Annotated in this window: 13 protein-coding genes; 10 read left to right on the top strand and 3 right to left on the bottom strand. The window is 52.8% G+C overall.

The window, feature by feature from the left end; genetic code table 11:
• Nucleotides 1-6 precede the first annotated feature (6 nt).
• The 3 genes from L462_RS12735 to L462_RS12745 all read left to right on the top strand — a co-directional run bounded on the left by L462_RS12735 (nucleotide 7) and on the right by L462_RS12745 (nucleotide 3029).
• Nucleotides 7-735, top strand: coding sequence for a winged helix-turn-helix domain-containing protein (locus L462_RS12735; RefSeq protein WP_032678540.1), 729 nt, complete (start codon nucleotides 7-9; stop codon nucleotides 733-735).
• Nucleotides 710-1183 carry a hypothetical protein gene (locus L462_RS12740; protein ID WP_032678539.1) on the top strand — a complete coding sequence of 158 codons (474 nt, stop codon included), beginning with the start codon at nucleotides 710-712 and terminating at the stop codon, nucleotides 1181-1183. The genes L462_RS12735 and L462_RS12740 overlap by 26 nt, the downstream gene beginning before the upstream one ends.
• 358 nt (nucleotides 1184-1541) lie before the next feature.
• Nucleotides 1542-3029, top strand: a complete 1488-nt coding sequence (locus tag L462_RS12745) for an EAL domain-containing protein (protein WP_050595778.1) — start codon at nucleotides 1542-1544, stop codon at nucleotides 3027-3029.
• A 41-nt stretch (nucleotides 3030-3070) separates the two neighbouring features.
• Here the strand turns inward: L462_RS12745 and yegD are convergent, their stop codons facing one another.
• Entirely contained in the window at nucleotides 3071-4423 is a 1353-nt protein-coding gene (gene yegD / locus L462_RS12750) for a molecular chaperone (RefSeq protein ID WP_032678538.1), read from the bottom strand.
• A 130-nt stretch (nucleotides 4424-4553) separates the two neighbouring features.
• Here yegD and alkA point away from each other — a divergent pair, with 130 nt between their 5' ends.
• On the top strand, nucleotides 4554-5426 hold the full coding sequence (gene alkA / locus L462_RS12755; protein WP_032679714.1) for a DNA-3-methyladenine glycosylase 2: 873 nt from the start codon (nucleotides 4554-4556) through the stop codon (nucleotides 5424-5426).
• On the opposite strand, the gene L462_RS12760 is transcribed toward alkA, so the two are convergent.
• Complete coding sequence (locus tag L462_RS12760) at nucleotides 5391-8720, bottom strand: diguanylate cyclase (protein WP_032679713.1); 3330 nt, start codon at nucleotides 8718-8720, stop codon at nucleotides 5391-5393. The two genes, alkA and L462_RS12760, sit on opposite strands and share 36 nt — an antisense overlap.
• A 343-nt stretch (nucleotides 8721-9063) precedes the next feature.
• On the opposite strand from L462_RS12760, the gene udk reads away from it, so the two are divergent.
• The 3 genes from udk to asmA all read left to right on the top strand — a co-directional run bounded on the left by udk (nucleotide 9064) and on the right by asmA (nucleotide 12251).
• Nucleotides 9064-9705, top strand: coding sequence for a uridine kinase (gene udk / locus L462_RS12765; protein ID WP_020883256.1), 642 nt, complete (start codon nucleotides 9064-9066; stop codon nucleotides 9703-9705).
• 91 nt (nucleotides 9706-9796) lie between these two features.
• On the top strand, nucleotides 9797-10378 hold the full coding sequence (gene dcd, locus L462_RS12770; RefSeq protein ID WP_020883257.1) for a dCTP deaminase: 582 nt from the start codon (nucleotides 9797-9799) through the stop codon (nucleotides 10376-10378).
• A gap of 22 nt (nucleotides 10379-10400) precedes the next feature.
• The gene (asmA, locus tag L462_RS12775; protein WP_032678537.1) at nucleotides 10401-12251 is read left to right on the top strand and encodes an outer membrane assembly protein AsmA; all 1851 of its coding nucleotides are present in this window, start codon (nucleotides 10401-10403) and stop codon (nucleotides 12249-12251) included.
• Nucleotides 12252-12297: 46 nt separating this feature from the next.
• On the opposite strand, the gene L462_RS12780 is transcribed toward asmA, so the two are convergent.
• Nucleotides 12298-13881: a TerC family protein gene (locus L462_RS12780; RefSeq protein ID WP_032678536.1), complete on the bottom strand. Its 1584-nt coding sequence runs from the start codon at nucleotides 13879-13881 to the stop codon at nucleotides 12298-12300.
• Nucleotides 13882-14573: 692 nt separating this feature from the next.
• Between L462_RS12780 and L462_RS12785 the strand changes: the two genes are divergently transcribed.
• The 3 genes from L462_RS12785 to wzc are packed head-to-tail and all read left to right on the top strand — an operon-like array spanning nucleotide 14574 to nucleotide 18328.
• Nucleotides 14574-15713 carry a polysaccharide export protein gene (locus L462_RS12785; protein WP_014170829.1) on the top strand — a complete coding sequence of 380 codons (1140 nt, stop codon included), beginning with the start codon at nucleotides 14574-14576 and terminating at the stop codon, nucleotides 15711-15713.
• A gap of 6 nt (nucleotides 15714-15719) precedes the next feature.
• The gene (wzb, locus tag L462_RS12790) at nucleotides 15720-16163 is read left to right on the top strand and encodes a low molecular weight protein-tyrosine-phosphatase Wzb (protein WP_032678535.1); all 444 of its coding nucleotides are present in this window, start codon (nucleotides 15720-15722) and stop codon (nucleotides 16161-16163) included.
• 2 nt (nucleotides 16164-16165) lie between these two features.
• A complete protein-coding gene (wzc, locus tag L462_RS12795; protein WP_032678534.1) occupies nucleotides 16166-18328 on the top strand; it encodes a tyrosine-protein kinase Wzc in 2163 nt (720 codons plus the stop codon).
• The last annotated feature ends 14 nt before the right edge of the window (nucleotides 18329-18342 follow it).

The raw sequence follows: 18342 nt of genomic DNA, 5'->3' as shown, positions 1-18342 counted from the left end.
TCCCGGATGAAAAAGATAATCAATGATCATATTGTATACGATTCAGAGACCAGAGCGCTAAGTGTACAGGGAGAAAGAGTGGTTCTGTCCGCTGCAACGGCAAGATTACTGGAGCTCTTTATTGCGAATAACCGCAAACAATTATATCGGGATCTGATTATAGAAGAAGTGTGGGGAAGGTATGGGTTGATCCCATCAGGTCACAGTCTGAATAAAAATGTCAGTCTTTTGCGCAAAACGTTAGCAGAACTGGGAATGGATAATCTGATCGCAACTATCCCCCGAGAAGGATTTGTTTTTCAGGCGCAGATCGAAAACGTAAAAGAAGATGCGTTGCCGCATAGCATCACTGCATTAACCTCCGCCACCAAACCCGGGTTAAGGCGATACGGTAAAATGATCGTTGGCGGAATGTTAGGCATCAGCCTGGTGGTATCTGGCTTTGTCCTTCTGCCAAAATTATTACGAGATACCGATGGTGTCGTGCATGTACAAAAATCCGGTTCCTGTGAAATATTTACGACAGATGATAATTCAGTTGAGAAAATATCCACTTTTTTGAATTCATCCCGATGGCAGCAATTCAAATCTATCTGTAAGGGAAGAAATAAGGTCATTGTGTTTTATGATGACAATGGATTGTCTGCAGGTAATAAACTAAAGGAATCATTTTTCAGTATTTGTACGTTAGGCTCCCGGGGAGTTGCACATGCGTGCGAAAATTATGTATTTTAGTCTTGCCGTAGTGCTTGTTATCATTTTTTTGTTTTTATTTAAACGTCATGAGGTTCCGGCAGCGCTGGTATGCTCAGCGAAGAACCATCTTGTGCTCAATACGCAAAAAACAGGTATGCACATCGAAGGGGAGGTATTGCTGGTTTTCAGGATATCATCTGCTGAAGAGGGGGTATTGTCACAAGTGGGCGTGATTAATGTTAATGGGAAAAGCTACGCCATTAACCGTTCCACGATGCTTAAATTTTTAGGTAATGATAGTGACGGCTACATACGTACCCAACGGGTTTCTGTGATCAAAAATGATAATGATGATTTGCCTGATGAGATCACGGGATTAATTATGTCTAAGCAACACAACTTCTATTATAAAATAATGCATATTGCGCACAATGTGTACGGTATACGCGATTTGCGACGCACCCTGTTGGTGTGTCGGGCAGCGTAATCCTCAGAATAGGGTATCGCCTTATCCTGAAATAATAACCTATGTGTCGCATTATTTATGGCTTTTTATTCTGTTAAAATCGGGTTTATTATCACTAAAGTTTGTCTGAATGTGAATATAAGCGCATAAGTTTGTACTCATTTCGGACCTCAGAATTCGCTACCGATACAGCAAGAATATTCTTATCATTCCCCTGCGCTCAGTTTTATTGTAAGGGGGATGAGCTACTACACACTATGCAACCTAAAGGCATTTTATTTGTTTTACCTTAAGTCTATGTGAATACCAGGTCAATTGTGAATACACTTTCCTGTTCGGGAAGGCTGCGTTTTACAATGAAAACGTGATGGTGATTATTATGAATAAGAAAAAGGTCTTCCTGCTCAGTTATGACATTTATCTTTTCGCCGGGCTTAGGGCTTTTTTGCCTAATCTGGTACTGGTCGACAGTCAGACATTTATATCAGAGTCAGACCTTTCTTTTCAGCAATACAACTCCTGTCTGTTAATTGTTGATAACCGGATGCCCTTTTTCCTGGTGAAGAAATGGCTACATCGTAACAGTAGCCAGTTTATCATGGTAAACAGCGTTGTTCTCAGGGTGAGCGAAAATGAGTGTATTAATCGAGGCTATGAATACAGTACCTCAATTGATGTAACACTGCATTATACGACCGTCATCGATATACTCACGCGTATACTGATGACCACCCCGCAACCGGAATCACGCGTAAAATCAGATGAGCTGGACGTTTTCGCGTTAACCGAATTTGAGGCAGACATGCTTAATGCCATGATGACGAAAGAGGGGCAGGCCGAATTCTGCCGGGCAAATTCATTGACCACAAAATCCCTGTATCGCTACCGGGATAAAATAACGCACAGGCTTGGTTTTAAAAATTTTATTGAATCTATTATTTTTCTTATCCGCAATGGTTTCCTGACTGAAAGGGATGTGGGGCAGAACAGTATGCTAATGCGCAAATCCACCGGGCGTAGTTATGATAATAATGATGCGGGGCGTCTGAGTCTGGCACTCAAAAATGATGAAATTTTACCTTATTATCAACCCGTTGTCGGTGCAGGCGGTGAGCTGTGCGGTATAGAGATTTTGGCCCGCTGGCCATTAGGGCATAATTACACCATTTCGCAGCGAGAATTTATTCCGCTGGCAGAAAGTTGTGGCCTGATTAACGAACTCACCAGCTATTTAATGCATAAAGTTGCCAGTGACTTAAAGCAAAAGAGCAACGGGTTAAATACACCGCTGTTTGTGGCGTTTAATGTCAGTCCAACCACGTTAAGTAACCCGGTGTTTTATTGGGAGTGCCTCAATTTTTTAGAGCTGACAGAATCGTTACCGGTGAAGCTCATGATTGAGATCACCGAAAATCAAACGCTGGCCGTGACGCCTGCAATAAAAGAACTGATCCGTTCACTGCGTAATCGCGGGGTGATGTTTGCTCTGGATGACTTTGGTACAGGATACGCGAATTTATGCTATCTGAATGAACTCGAGCTGGATGTCATAAAAATTGATAAGACCTTTATCAACGCTATCCAGGCTGATAACCAACCGCTGCCGATGCTGGAATCGATTATTAATCTGGCGATGATTCTGGGGCTGCGTACCGTGGCGGAAGGGGTGGAGTACGCTTATCAGCGAGAGTGGCTTATCAGCAAACAGGTGGATTACCTGCAGGGGTATCATTTCCTGCCCCCGGTGCCGTTCGCTGATTTCCGGCGATTCGTCGAGCAAAGCCAGCCGGCGACAAGAGAAGCGGCATGTAAAAAGGGCAGCGTGCTGCCAGGTAAAAAGGAAAATGCGCGTTTTAACGCGCTGTAAACGACGGAAGCCCTGCGCATTTCGAGGGCTTCCGTCGGGGCTTAACGGAACATCACCTGTGCCCAGCGGGCCAGACCTGCCGTTACGGAGCCAAAGTCATCGCCACCGGCAATCGGAATACCCGGAAGCTGTTCCGCCAGCGCTTTCTTGATAAGCGGTGAACGGGCGCTACCGCCGGTCAGGTAAATCACATCCGGCTTCTCTTTACCATTCTCCAGCGCCAGTTGCACCTGCTCGAGGATCCGCTGCAGCGGCTGGGCGAGTGCCGTTTCCAGCCCTTCCTGCGATATCGCGGTCGCCAGCTCATCACTGATAAAAGGTAATGAGACAGCGTGTTCAGCACGGTCAGAGAGGGCGATTTTGCTCTCTTCAGCGGTACGCACCACGCGATAGCTGAGACGCTGACGCCACACTTTATAGAGCAGGGCGACTTTATCCGCGTCCTGCGCGTCGCGTACCAGATCGTTCAGGAAGCGCCCGTTCGCGGTGCTGTAAAAATCACTCTGCGCCGGAACGTCGTTGATGGCGATGGCGTTCCACCAGGGCAGAATTGGCAGGGCAATGCCTTTTTCGGTTTGTCCGCCCATGCCGAGCAGCGGCATCAGGCTTTTAAATGCCAGAGCAATGTCCAGGTCGTTACCGCCTACGCGGCAGCCGCTGTGGCCCAACAGGCTGGTTTCGCGGTCACGACGCTGATGCCATTGTGGCCCCATCAGCAGTAAAGAGCAGTCGGTGGTGCCCCCGCCAATATCCACAACGAGCACGCGTTGCTCTTGCGTTAATGTGGCTTCAAAATCCAGTCCTGCCGCTACCGGCTCATACTGGAAGACCACGTCACGGAAACCGGCTCGGTGTGCGGCGCGCTCGAGGATCCCCTGCGCTTGCTGGTTAGCCTCTTCACCGCCCAGACCCTGGAAGTTGATCGGGCGACCAATAACGGCCTGCGTGATGGGATCGGGTACCTGGGTCTGCGCCTGGTTACGGATGTGCAGCATCATGGCGCACACCAGGTCTTCGAACATCGCCACCTGCTGTGGTTTTAACCCACTGGCACCCAGAAACGACTTCGGTGATTTAACGAAGTAAACCTCTTCCGGATCGTCAATGTAATGGCCCAGCGATGAGAGGCCAAACTGCACGCTGGAAGGGGTCACGTCGATATCTTCGTCGCGGTTAAAACTGACCGCCCGGCGCAGCAGCGCCTGGGTTTCCGCTGCGGTAGCGGGCACCTGATGATGACGGAACAGCCATTCGCTGACCGCTTCTCGTGTGGGTGCGCAGAGCATTGATGGCAGCAGCGTGCTCTCGTTTTCCATCTTCAGGAGCTGTGGTTGCCCGTTTTGCATAATGGCAACCGAACAGTTTGCCGTACCGTAGTCAAATCCAATAAACACGATTAGTCCCCATGCCAGTGAGAAGGGGCGAGACTTTAGCGAAATGTCTGCCTGGCGACAACAGGAATATGAAAGCAAGGCGAAACAAGGCCTTTCGGTTTATGCTGAGGGGAACAAAAAAGGAGCGATGATGTATACCCTGACCTGGCAACCCCCTTACGACTGGCAATGGATGTTTGGTTTCCTTAGCGCACGTGCGGTAGCGGGCGTAGAGACCGTCACGGACCACTATTACGAGCGCAGTTTCGCCTGCGAGGGGCATCAGGGGATATTTCGCGTTACGCCGGACAGCCAAACCCCTACGCTTGCCGTGACGCTCAGCCCGGGCTTGATTCCGGTTGCGCAGACCTGCCTTGAGCGTATCGGGCGACTTTTCGATCTTGGCTGCGATCCTCAGGCGATCCGCTCGACACTGGGGGATCTGGGGGCCGCACGGCCAGGCTTACGGTTGCCGGGGGCGATGGATGCCTGGGAGCAGGGTGTGCGGGCGATACTCGGGCAACTGGTTAGCGTGGCGATGGCGGCAAAGCTGGCTTCCCGCGTTGTCGCCCTGTGCGGGGAGCCGGTTGAAGACGCCCCGGGTTATCTCTGCTTCCCGACCCCGCACGCGCTGGCCGCAGCGGACCCGCTGGCGTTGAAAGCGCTTGGAATGCCGGTAAAGCGGGCGGAGTCGATCGTTCACCTGGCTCAGTCTGTGGTGGACGGGACGTTTCCGCTTTCCCCTCCTGCGGATATTGAGGCGGGAATGAAAGCCTTACAGCAGCGGCCCGGAATAGGACGCTGGACGGCAAACTACCTGGCCCTGCGTGGCTGGCAGGCGAAGGACGTTTTTCTGCCGGATGATTATCTGATAAAGCAACGTTTTGCCGGGATGACGCCTGCGCAAATTCGGCGCTACGCCCAGCGCTGGCAGCCCTGGCGCTCGTATGCGTTGCTGCACATCTGGTATACCGACGGCTGGGCGCCATCAGTTGATGGCGAAATAGCTGGTATTAAGCAGTAGATCCAACGGCTGCGGCTCGGCGATGGTGTCGCCGTAAATAAAATCAATGCCGATGCCGGAGAGCGTGTCCATCATGATGGGCTGGTTACACGGACCAGCGATGGTTTTCATGCCCAGGCGCTGGGCGTGCCCCTGAACGATCGTCACCATCATCTCATCCATCAGGTTGCCATAAACATTCGTCACCATTTCCGTATCAAGCATCAGATAATCGGCCATATTGGCGCTGAGGTGGCTAAAGACGTTCATATCGCGTCCCACCTGGCTGAGCACGACGCGGCAGCCAGCATGGCGAAGCTTTTGCAGGCCTTGCTGCAGGTTCTTATCCGGGTTACATACCACGTCGGCAGCGATAACCAGATGCAGCAGACGGCCTGGCATGGGGCTCTTCTCCAGCAGGTCGACAAGTTCATCAACCAGCGTGACGCTTGCTAAACCTGCTTCAGACAGCGGAAGCGCGACCCCCATGCCTTTGTGGGCGACCTGTGCGGCGGAGGTGCGGAAAAACTCGTTGAAGATACGTCTGTCAAGGGCGTGCAACAGTTCAGGCTCCGCAAGTCCGGAGCGGAACGCATGCTCTTCCTGCACTTCGCCCTGGCTGGTCCACAGGCGTAATGAAATCAGCCAGAAGTTGCAGCTTTCCGGTATCCGTGGAGACGCGACGCTGCGGGCAATCATCATCAGGTGATTGTCTTTAATCATGTGCCACTGCTCATCAAGCGACATCATGCTGCGCATGCCGTGGTCCCGTTCCTGCTGGGGTTCGTAAACCGTGACGACGCCGCGTCCGCTGTTTTTCGAGGCGTAACAGGCGATATCCGCCTGTGACATGATTTCTGAAGCCTGATGGTTATTTTCATCAATCAGAGTGATACCCGCGCTGGCGCCGATCCGGTGCAGACGTCCTTCCCACATAAAGTGATAGTCATTGATGGTGTTAATCAGGCGGCCGGTAATATAACGCGCGCTTTCGATATTGCAGTCCGGGAGCAACAACCCGAATTCGTCCCCGCCGAGACGAGCCAGCACGTCGCTGGAGCGGAGCATGGTCAACATTAATGACGAAAGCTCCCGCAGCAGAGCATCACCCGCCGCATGGCCTGCGGTGTCGTTGACGGCTTTAAAACGATCGAGATCGATAAACACCAGCGCATGACGCTGGCGTGTCTCCTGTACGGTCTGTAAGAGCCGTTTGAGGTGATTTTCGAAACTGACCCGGTTTGCGAGGTGGGTGAGGGCATCGTGCGAGGCACTGTAACTGAGCTGACGTAGCATTTTGCGCGATTCCGTCACGTCCTGAATTACGATCACGGAGCCAATGTTCTGCCCGTCCAGCGTACTGAGCGGGGTGATGCTGTAATGGATATCGTAGTTGCCGCCGGTACGGCAGTTCAGCACCACGTCCTGGTCTATATCGGAACGGGACATATCGCCGCTGTGAATATTCTCCATCAGCGGTCCCTTTTCACCAAAGGTGATGTGCAACACCTTCAGGACTGGCTGCCCGATAGCCTCGGTCTGCAGCCAGCCGCTCATCTTCTCGGCAACCGGGTTCATAAAGGTGACATTCATGTCGATATCGGTACACAACACCGCTTCGCCGATGGAATCGAGGGTAATGTGCAAACGCTCTTTTTCCTGGAACAGCGCTTCGTTGAGCTGCTTCACCTCGGTCATGTCCATGTTGATGCCGAGCAGGCGTTCGACTTCACCCTGTTTGTTCAGTACCCGGTTCGCCAGAGAGCGTATATGGCGCACGCCTTCTTTAACACGAATGCGGAACTCAAGCTTAAACGGCAAACGTGAAATGAGGGAATCCCTGAGCACCTTTTCAGCGTGAGCGCGGTCTTCCGGGAGCATCGTTTCGTGCCAGAGTTGCCAGGTGGGCTTGATGTGCGGCGGGATCTCATACAGCTCAAACATCCGCTTATCCCAGCTGATAATGTCTGGCTCCAGATCCCACTCCCAGATGCCGATACCGCCCGCTTCGTTGGCGAGGGTGATGCGCTCCATCAGGCGTTTATTGACCCACTCGGTCTGCTTCAGGTCGTTAATATCTTCAATCTGGGCGATAAAATAGAGCGGTGAACCGTCGGTGTGGCGCACCACGGAGACGGCAAGCAGGGCCCAGACCACTTCACCATTGCGGGTGTAGTAACGCTTCTCAAGGGTGTAGGTGTTGATGTCGCCGTTGACCAGCTGCTCCAGCTGTTCGAGATCGGTATTCAAATCTTCCGGCCAGGTTAACTGTTGGAAGGTGAGGGCCTGAAGCTCCGTCTGGCTGTATCCCAGGAAGTTACACAGGGCTTTATTGGCCTGAAGCCACTGCCCCTCAATGCTGACCAGCGCCATGCCGATGGCGGAATACTCCATTGCGTTACGAAAACGCGCTTCACTTTCGGTGATATGTTTGCGTTCGGCGCGAAAGGCATACATCACCATGGTCATAATATTGGCCGGCAACAGCATCATCAAAAAGGGCAGCCAGGGCGCGTTTAGCGTCACCAGCAGGTTTTGCGGCGTCATGGATGCAGGGTTACGCGTCATGATCAGCGAGACCACCATCACGGTGACCAGAAACACCAGAAACGCCTCCATTCGTGGCAGGCGCACGGCGCTCCACATAAGCAGAACGATAACGCAGGTGAAGGGCCACGGCAGCCAGGTAATCGCCATCCAACTGAGAGCAAGCGTCACGGCCATGGTGGCGAGCGTTTCCAGCAGCAATTTTGGGTTGCGGTGACGCAGCAGATAATGAGGTTTAAACAGTAACCCTAACGGCACCAGCGCCAGCGCGCCAATGGCTTCTGATAACACCCAGACGAGGAAATTACGCAGCGGCTCCGGACCCGGCACCAGAAGATACACCAGCACCCCGCCAACCAGCGGTGGCACCAGCGCACTGCCGATGGACAGACGGATCCAGTCATTCAGATTCTGCAGGGGGTTATACCACGGGAGCAGTTTACGCAGTAACACCGCGCCAATCACGGCTTCAACCACGTTGATAACGGTATAGGTCGGGTTGATCGACGACCAGGAGAAAAGCATCCACGCGGCCAGGATATTGCCAAACGAGCAGGCCAGAGCGATACCCGGCCACATCTTTCCTGCATGACGGTAAAAGGCCACCATCATGATGGCGGTAGGGAACCAGAGCGGGGCGAGCAGGGTGCCGAAGCGGGTCAGCTCCAGCGAAAATAAGGTAAAGATAAAGGTGACCAGGCCCAGACAGACAAGTCGCAATAAAGGATGTGGGGTGGTAACCAAAACCCGCTGGTATTGTTTATTCATTACCGCTTTATCCAGAGACGCCATGCCGTCAGGAGAGAAGTCCGGACGAGTGAATTTGATAATTTGGTTTATGCTAGTACAAACAATTTACAATTCATATGGCGACTGCTCATAATTTGACATCATAGACTTATTAAATAGTTACTCGGTAAAAAATCCCCGGCAAACGCTGAAAAAACGTGCGTTTAAATTTCACAAAGGGATCATTTCGTCGCTTTTCACCCTGTCTCGCAGAACCTGCGCTTTCGACTGGTATCATGCCCGCGAAATCCCTATAATTGCCGCGTTTGACGCTCCGGCGTCGTCCTTCCTTAACATCCAGGTTAATCAGGTCGCTAAATTTATGACTGATAAGTCTCATCAGTGCGTCATTATAGGCATCGCCGGCGCATCGGCTTCAGGTAAAAGTCTTATTGCCAGTACGCTTTACCGCGAACTGCGTGAACAAGTTGGTGATGAGCATATCGGCGTCATTCCCGAAGACAGCTATTACAAAGATCAATCCCATCTGTCGATGGAAGAACGCGTAAAAACTAACTATGACCATCCTAATGCGATGGATCACAGCTTACTGTTCCAGCATTTAGAAGCACTTAAAAGCGGCCAGGCAATTGAACTTCCCGTCTATAGTTATGTAGAACATACCCGTACGCAGGAAACGATCCGTATCGAACCGAAGAAGGTCATTATCCTTGAAGGTATTTTGCTTCTGACCGACTCCCGTCTGCGTGAATCAATGAACTTCTCGATTTTCGTCGATACGCCGCTGGATATCTGCCTGATGCGCCGCATTAAGCGTGACGTGAATGAGCGTGGACGTTCGATGGACTCCGTGATGGCGCAATACCAGAAAACTGTCCGCCCGATGTTCCTGCAATTCATTGAACCATCCAAGCAATACGCCGATATCATCGTGCCTCGCGGCGGTAAAAACCGCATAGCCATTGATATCTTAAAAGCGAAAATCAGCCAGTTTTTTGAATAAGCCGCGCGAATTGTGTACCGTTCAGGGATAACCTGGTTTTGCCCTGAGTCTTTATGGCTTCAGGGTACGATGCATGAAAGGAGAAAGTGCGATGCGTCTTTGTGATCGCGATATTGAAGCCTGGCTGGATGAAGGCCGTCTGTCTATTACACCACGTCCACCCGTGGAGCGTATCAATGGTGTGACTGTTGATGTGCGCCTGGGAAATAAATTCCGCACCTTTAGCGGCCATACCGCACCGTTCATCGACCTTAGCGGGCCGAAGGATGAAGTCAGCGCCGCGCTTGATCGCGTGATGAGTGATGAAATCGTTATTGACGAGGGCGAAGCCTTTTATCTGCATCCGGGTGAACTGGCGCTGGCGGTGACCTATGAATCCGTGACGCTGCCTGCGGACCTGGTCGGCTGGCTTGATGGCCGTTCTTCTCTGGCGCGACTGGGGTTGATGGTTCACGTGACCGCGCACCGTATCGATCCAGGCTGGTCGGGCCGTATCGTGCTCGAGTTCTTCAATGCCGGTAAACTGCCTCTGGCACTGCGTCCGGGGATGATGATCGGTGCGCTGAGCTTTGAACCGCTAACCGGTCCGGCAGATCGTCCTTATAACCGCCGTCAGGACGCTAAATATCGCGACCAGCAGGGTGCGGTCGCGAGCCGTATTGATAAAGACTGATCGTTAGTCCACTGAGGATGCTATGAGAAGAGTTCTGACAACGCTGATGATTTTGCTGGTGGTTCTGGTTGCTGGCCTTTCGGCGTTAGTCCTGCTTGTTAACCCTAATGATTTCCGTGCTTACATGGTGCGGCAGGTCGAAGCGCGTAGTGGTTATCAACTGAAGCTTGATGGGCCGCTGCGCTGGCACGTCTGGCCGCAACTCAGCATTCTCTCAGGCCGCATGTCGTTAACCGCGCCGGGTGCCTCCCAGCCGCTGGTCTCTGCCGATAACATGCGTCTTGATGTGGCGTTGATCCCGCTCTTTTCACACCAGTTGCAGGTCGACCAGGTGATGCTGAAAGGGGCGGTGATTCAGCTGACGCCGCAAACTGAAGCCGTGCGTGACTCGGATGCACCGGTCGCCCCGCGGGAAAATACGCTGCCCGACGAGCCGACGGATACGGGCTGGTCATTTGATATAGCCAAACTGAAAGTCGCCGACAGCGTGCTGGTTTTCCAGCATGAGTCCGACGAGCAGGTAACCGTCCGTAACATCAACCTGAAGATGGAGCAGGACGACCATCATGTTGCCTCGCTGGAGTTTAGCGGAAGGCTGAACCGCGATCAGCGCGATCTGAATCTGTCGCTGAACGCCAACGTGAATGCCTCAGATTACCCCCATCAGCTCACGGCGGATATTCAGCAACTGAACTGGCAACTGACGGGAGCCGATCTTCCTGCCCAGGGGATCACCGGTCAGGGAACGCTGCAGGCCGTGTGGCGCGAAGAGCAAAAACAGCTTGAGCTGGATAACCTCAATCTGCAGGCGAACGACAGCAGTCTGACAGGGCAGGCGAGCGTCACGCTTGAGGAGAAGCCGAAGTGGGTAATGAATCTGCAGTTTGACAAGCTCAATCTGGAGAACTTACTTCCGCCTCAGCCAGCAGGTGCAACCGACGGTAACGCTGCTCAGAATGGGCAAAGCCAGCCGTCCAAGCCGCGTCCGGTCATCTCCTCGAGTCTTGATCAGCCAGACTATAACGGTCTTCGTGGATTCACGGCCGATATCTTACTGAAAGCTAACAGCCTGCGCTGGCGCGGTATCGATTTTACCGACGTGAGCAGCCAGATGTTTAACCATAACGGTTTGCTGGTGATCTCCGAACTGAGCGGCAAAATGGGTGCCGGACATCTTTCTCTGCCGGGCACGCTGGACGTGCGTAAAGAGACGGCCAGCGCCGAATTCCAGCCGCGTCTCGACAACGTTGAGATTGGTACCATCCTTAAAGCCTTTAATTACCCGATCTCCTTAACGGGCCAATTGACGCTGGCGGGTGACTTCTCGGGGACGAAGATTGATGCTGAGGCTTTCCGCCGCGAATGGCAGGGGCAGGCTCATCTTGACCTGAAAGATTCCCGTATGGAAGGGCTTAACTTCCAGCAGCTGGTGCAGCAGGCGGTGGAGCGCAGCAGTGATGTTAAAGCCCAGGAAAACTACGACAGCGCAACGCGCCTCGACAGCTTTACCACTGACCTGACGCTGGACAACGGGCAGCTCACTCTCGACGGAATGCAGGGGACCTCTTCACTCCTGTCGTTAACCGGTGAAGGTAAGCTGGATCTGGTGAAAGAGACGGCGGATACCCGATTTAACGTGCGGGTACTTTCCGGCTGGCAGGGTGAAAGTAAACTGATCGACTTCCTTAAAGAGACGCCGGTTCCGCTCACTGTTTATGGCAAATGGCAGGCGCTGAATTACAGCCTTCAGGTGGATCAGATCCTGCGCAAACATCTGCAGGACGAAGCGAAACGTCGTCTGAACGACTGGGCGGATCGGAATAAAGATTCACAGTCAGGGAAGGATGTGAAAAAGCTGTTAGATAAGCTTTGATGCCCGAGCGCCCGGTAGCGCACATGCTACCGGGCAAAACAACTCACTAAACCTCATAGTCCAGTTCTTCTTCATCCCGCAGTGGAATGAGCTGTACCTTCTGTACACGGTGGCTCTCAACCTGCAACGTTTTAAGCAGATAGTCGCCCACCTGAACCTCTTCTCCCTGTTGCGGGATACGCTGCAAATATTCCATCAGCAGACCGGCAATAGTGTGATACTCGCGTTTTTCATCCAGCGGTAGCGGCACATATTGCACCAGGTCTTCCAGCGGCATATGGCCGTTCGCCGTCCACGACCCGTCGGCATTTTTCTGGATGTCGTGGCGCGCATCAATCTCATCCACCTCGTTGGGCAAATTACCGGCGATGGTTTCCATGACGTCGCTGAGCGTGACAAGTCCTTCAACGGAACCGAATTCATCCACCACAAAGGCAAAGTGAGTACGCGCGTTACGGAACTGCTCAAGAGCAGAAAGCAGCTGCAGTCCCTCAGGGAAGACCAGCGGCTGGCGTACCAGGGCGCGCAGATTGAGTGCTTCACCGTGCAGCTGCTGTTGCAGCAGGTCGATGACGTGCACCACGCCCAGCAACTCCTCTTCCTCTTCGCCGCCGGTGACAACCACGCGGGTGTGCTGGTTTTTATCCAGCAGGGCGCGAATGTGCTCCTCCGGTGCCGTCAGGTCGATATGCTCAATGTCATGCCGTGATGTCATGATGCTGCTGACCGTCCGCTGATTCAGATTGAGCACCCGCTCAATCATCAGTCGCTCCTGCGGATTAAAGATCAGCCCGTCACTGTGATCGGCAAGCATCGCGGCGGATTCCGCATCCAGTTCTGCATCCTCTTTTTTCCCGCTCAGCAGGCGCATGACCGTGTCGGCCGTGCGTTGACGTAACGTCTGATTTGCTGAGAGGAAGCGGCGACGGTTGAATATCGCCAGCTGGTTCAGCGCTTCAATCATTACTGAGAAACCAATGGCGGCATACAGATAGCCTTTCGGAATGTGGAATCCAAACCCGTCTGCCACCAGGCTAAAGCCAATCATCAGCAGGAAACTCAGGCAGAGAATAACAATGGTCGGGTGGCTGTTAACGAACCGGGTCAGGGCTTTACTTGCCATCACCATCAGCGTGATGGCAATGATCACTGCGGCCATCATCACGGCCAGGTGGTCAACCATCCCGACGGCGGTGATCACCGAGTCCAGTGAGAAGACGGCGTCCAGCACCACGATTTGCGCCACCACAGGCCAGAATTTTGCCCCGCGTCGCTGGGTCGGGTTTTCACTGTCTTTGCCTTCGAGCCGCTCATTAAGTTCAACTGTCGCTTTAAACAGCAGGAACAAGCCACCGAAGAGCATGATCAGGTCACGGGCGCTGAAGCTCAGGCCGTGAACGGAGAACAGAGGCTGTGTCAGCGTGACCAGCCAGGAGATAGAGGCCAGCAGCAGCAACCGCATCACCATCGCCAAAAGCAGGCCCGTTACGCGAGCGCGGTCACGCTGAGAAGGGGGCAGTTTTTCGGCGAGGATGGCGATAAAGACCAGATTATCAATACCGAGCACCAATTCGATGACGACCAGCGTCACCAGTCCGGCCCAGATTGATGGATCGGCAATCCATTCCATAGTAATAGCAATACCTTCTGTTATATGACGAATGTCACACTTCGATCATGGATAAAGCGGCGGGAAATTGCAATGCCGGGCTGAGATTTCTCTTAATAAGGCCGAACAAAAAGAGAGCAATACGCTGGCGCTGTAAATAAGGTAATTACGTATATTTTATTACGCACAGTACATTTTAGGATATATCGCAATTAATGGTTTTTATTGTTGCTTTGTCAATATAAAGAAAATCCTAAAAGGTCAAAACTTTGCTCTTAATATTAATCTTAAAAACAGTTATTAGGACAGTTGTCTCCTTGCCTGCTATTAGGTTAGCTGCAACAATTCCTCCAGCATCAAATGTTAAATCTCCTTGTTGCTATTATTGTTTCGGTCTTCAGGAATGGTTATTGATTATCCGTCGGGCGTTTTTGCGGCTGATATATTTCCAGAAGACCTTGTTCAAGAGGGTGTCTATCCATAACACATTGTTTAGTCAGTGGATTGGTAACTGAAAGCCAAGGGCGGTAGCGTGCCTGAAAGCGTGTGAATCAGCCTCGATTATTCTGTCAATAGCCAATGGATGAATAAGCTTTTTTTAGGACTGATGCCAGTTATATTTCTATTTGATTAACTGCATGCTGAAACCCAATACGACCCGGCTTATTTTAAATTGCACAGGATAATTACTCTGCCAAAGTGATAAATAATCAATGATGAAATCCAAAATGAAATTGATGCCATTATTGGTGTCTGTGACCTTGATGAGTGGTTGTACGGTCTTTCCCGGCAGCAATATGTCAACAATGGGTAAGGATGTGATCAAGCAGCAGGATGCCGATTTTGATCTCGACAAAATGGTGAATGTTTATCCACTCACGCCACGTCTGGTCGAACAATTACGTCCACGTCCGAATGTTGCTCAGCCGAATATGTCTCTGGATCAGGAGATTGCCTCCTACCAGTACCGCGTGGGGCCGGGTGATGTCATCAACGTCACCGTCTGGGACCACCCTGAACTGACCACACCAGCGGGCCAGTACCGTAGCTCAAGCGACACCGGTAACTGGGTACAGTCAGACGGCACCATGTTCTATCCCTATATTGGCAAGGTACACGTTGCCGGGAAAACGCTCGCCGAAATCCGCAGTGATATTACCGGCCGCTTAGCGCAGTACATCGCCGATCCGCAGGTGGACGTTAATATCGCCGCATTCCGCTCGCAAAAAGCCTATATCTCCGGACAGGTGAATAAATCCGGTCAACAGGCCATCACCAACGTACCGCTGACCGTTCTGGATGCCATTAACGCCGCTGGTGGTTTAACCGACGGTGCCGACTGGCGCAACGTGGTTCTGACGCACAACGGCAAAGAGCAGCGCATTTCGCTGCAGGCGCTGATGCAAAACGGTGACCTGACTCAGAACCGTCTGCTCTATCCGGGCGACATTCTCTACGTACCGCGCAATGACGATCTGAAAGTGTTCGTGATGGGCGAAGTTAAGAAACAGAGCACCCTCAAAATGGACTTCAGCGGCATGACCCTGACCGAAGCGCTGGGTAATGCAGAGGGTATTGATCTGACCACCTCCAACGCCACCGGTATCTTCGTGATCCGTCCGCTGAAAGGTGAGGGCAGTGCGAAAGGCAAGATTGCCAACATCTACCAGCTGGATATGTCCGATGCGACGTCTCTGGTGATGGCAACGGAGTTCCGTCTCCAGCCATACGATGTGGTGTATGTCACCACCGCACCGGTTGCCCGCTGGAACCGTCTGATCAACCAGTTGCTGCCAACCATCAGTGGCGTTCGCTACATGACGGATACGGCGCGCGACATTCATACCTGGTAATCCGCGATGTTTAACAAAATTCTGGTGGTATGCGTGGGGAACATTTGCCGTTCCCCCACGGCTGAACGGCTGCTGAAACTCTACCAGCCCGAACTGACCGTTGAATCCGCAGGGCTGGGTGCGCTGGTCGGTAAAGGTGCCGATGAGCGCGCAACGAGCGTGGCCCGCGATCATAACCTTTCTCTCGACGGGCACATCGCCCGTCAGGTCACCGGCCGTATGTGCCGGGAGTATGACCTGATCCTGACGATGGAAAAACGCCATATCCATGCGCTGTGTGATATCGCACCGGAGATGCGCGGCAAGGTGATGCTGTTTGGTCACTGGGACAATGAACGCGAAATCCCCGATCCATATCGCAAAAGCCATGAGGCCTTCGAGGCGGTATACACCTTACTTGACCAGTCTGCCCGTCAGTGGGCGCAGGCACTGAAAGTTCAGCAGGGATAACAATGACAGAAAAAACAAAACCTTCTGCCGCCCCGACTTCGGGCAGTGATGAAATCGATATTGGTCGCCTGGTCGGCACCGTCGTAGAGGCAAAGTGGTGGGTGCTTGGGATCACCGCCGTGTTTGCCGCGGCGGCCGTCGTCTATACGCTGTTTGCGACGCCCATCTACAGTGCCGATGCGCTGGTGCAGATTGAGCAGAATACCGGTAACTCGCTGGTGCAGGACATTGGCTCCGCACTGGCGAACAAACCGCCGGCCTCCGATGCGGAAATTCAGCTGATCCAGTCGCGCCTGGTTCTGGGTAAAACCGTTCACGACCTCGGCCTTGATATCTCCGTCACCAAAAATACCTTCCCGATCTTTGGTGCCGGCTGGGACCGTCTGATGGGACGCAGCAACGACACGGTCAAAGTGACTGACTTTGTGCTGCCAAAAGGAAGCGCGGATCAGACCTTTACCCTGACGGTGTTAGGCCCGAAACAGTACCAGTTGACCAGCGATGCGGGCTTTAGCGCGCGCGGTGAAGTGGGGCAGATGCTGACGAAAGAGGGTGTCAGCATGATGGTCAGCGCGATCCACGCCCAGGAGGGCGGTGAATTTACCGTGACCAAATTCTCCACGCTGGGAATGATTAACAATCTGCAGAACAACCTGACCGTCACCGAAAACGGCAAGGACACCGGTGTCCTGAGCATGACCTTTACCGGTGAAGATAAGGATCAGATCCGCGACATCCTCAACAGCATCACCCGTAACTATCTTGAGCAGAACGTTGAGCGTAAATCGGCTGAAGCAGCGAAAAGCCTGGCATTCCTCGCCAAACAGCTTCCGGAAGTCCGCGCCCGTCTGGATGATGCCGAGAACAAGCTGAACGCCTATCGTCAGGATAAAGACTCTGTCGACCTGCCGCTGGAAGCGAAATCCGTTCTCGACTCGATGGTTAACATTGATGCCCAGCTTAACGAGCTGACCTTCAAAGAGGCGGAAATTTCCAAGCTTTATACCAAGCGTCACCCGGCCTACCGTACGCTGCTTGAGAAACGCCGCACGCTGGAAGAAGAGAAGGCGAAACTCAACGACCGCGTCACTGCGATGCCTAAAACGCAGCAGGAAATCGTACGTCTGACCCGCGATGTGGAATCCGGACAGCAGGTGTACATGCAGCTGCTGAATAAACAGCAGGAGCTGAAAATCACCGAAGCCAGTACCGTTGGTGATGTGCGCATCGTTGACCCGGCCATCACCCAGCCTGGGGTGTTGAAGCCGAAGAAAGCCCTCATCATTCTCGGCAGCATTATTCTGGGTCTTATCCTCTCCATCGTTGGCGTGCTGCTTCGCTCGCTGTTCAACCGTGGAATCGAAAGCCCGCAGGCACTGGAAGAGAGCGGTATCAACGTCTACGCCAGCATCCCGCTGTCGGAGTGGCAAAAATCACGTGACAGCGCCAAAACCACCAAAGGCGTTAAGCGTTACAAACAAAGCCAGCTGCTGGCCGTGGGTAACCCAACCGATCTGGCCATCGAAGCGATTCGTAGTCTGCGTACCAGTCTGCACTTCGCCATGATGCAGGCCAAAAACAACGTCCTGATGCTGACCGGTGTCAGCCCGTCAATTGGTAAGACCTTTGTTTGTGCCAACCTGGCGGCGGTGGTGAGCCAGACCAATAAACGGGTGCTGCTGATCGACTGTGATATGCGTAAGGGCTATACCCACGAACTGCTGGGTACCAATAACGTCAACGGGTTGTCGGAAATCCTGCTGGGCAAAGGTGAGATTAGCCAGAGTGCAAAACCGACGACGGTGCCGAAGTTTGACCTTATTCCGCGTGGTCAGGTGCCGCCGAATCCATCAGAGCTGCTGATGAGTGAACGTTTTAGCGAGCTGGTGGAGTGGGCGAGCAAAAACTATGACCTGGTGTTGATTGATACCCCACCAATTCTGGCGGTGACCGATGCCGCCATTGTGGGCCGCCATGCCGGCACCACGCTGATGGTGGCGCGTTACGCGGTGAACACGCTGAAGGAAGTGGAAACCAGCCTGAGCCGCTTCGAGCAAAACGGAATTGAAGTGAAAGGGGTGATCCTGAACTCCATCTTCCGTCGTGCGACCGGTTACCAGGACTACGGTTACTACGAGTACGAATACAAGTCTGACAGTCACTAATCGTTAGCTTTCGG

This window comes from Enterobacter sp. BIDMC 26 (assembly GCF_000534435.1).
Classification (GTDB): Bacteria; Pseudomonadota; Gammaproteobacteria; order Enterobacterales; family Enterobacteriaceae; genus Enterobacter; species Enterobacter ludwigii.
This window is presented reverse-complemented; position numbering and strand designations above follow the sequence as displayed.

Excerpts from the sequence above, each read along its gene's own strand:
- alkA (WP_032679714.1), top strand. The coding sequence starts at position 4,554 with ATGTATACCCTGACCTGGCAACCCCCTTACGACTGGCAATGGATGTTT.
- L462_RS12740 (WP_032678539.1), top strand. The coding sequence starts at position 710 with ATGCGTGCGAAAATTATGTATTTTAGTCTTGCCGTAGTGCTTGTTATC.
- wzb (WP_032678535.1), top strand. The coding sequence starts at position 15,720 with ATGTTTAACAAAATTCTGGTGGTATGCGTGGGGAACATTTGCCGTTCC.
- L462_RS12780 (WP_032678536.1), bottom strand. The coding sequence starts at position 13,881 with ATGGAATGGATTGCCGATCCATCAATCTGGGCCGGACTGGTGACGCTG.
- L462_RS12785 (WP_014170829.1), top strand. The coding sequence starts at position 14,574 with ATGATGAAATCCAAAATGAAATTGATGCCATTATTGGTGTCTGTGACC.
- wzc (WP_032678534.1), top strand. The coding sequence starts at position 16,166 with ATGACAGAAAAAACAAAACCTTCTGCCGCCCCGACTTCGGGCAGTGAT.
- asmA (WP_032678537.1), top strand. The coding sequence starts at position 10,401 with ATGAGAAGAGTTCTGACAACGCTGATGATTTTGCTGGTGGTTCTGGTT.
- L462_RS12735 (WP_032678540.1), top strand. The coding sequence starts at position 7 with ATGAAAAAGATAATCAATGATCATATTGTATACGATTCAGAGACCAGA.
- L462_RS12745 (WP_050595778.1), top strand. The coding sequence starts at position 1,542 with ATGAATAAGAAAAAGGTCTTCCTGCTCAGTTATGACATTTATCTTTTC.
- L462_RS12760 (WP_032679713.1), bottom strand. The coding sequence starts at position 8,720 with ATGAATAAACAATACCAGCGGGTTTTGGTTACCACCCCACATCCTTTA.
- udk (WP_020883256.1), top strand. The coding sequence starts at position 9,064 with ATGACTGATAAGTCTCATCAGTGCGTCATTATAGGCATCGCCGGCGCA.
- dcd (WP_020883257.1), top strand. The coding sequence starts at position 9,797 with ATGCGTCTTTGTGATCGCGATATTGAAGCCTGGCTGGATGAAGGCCGT.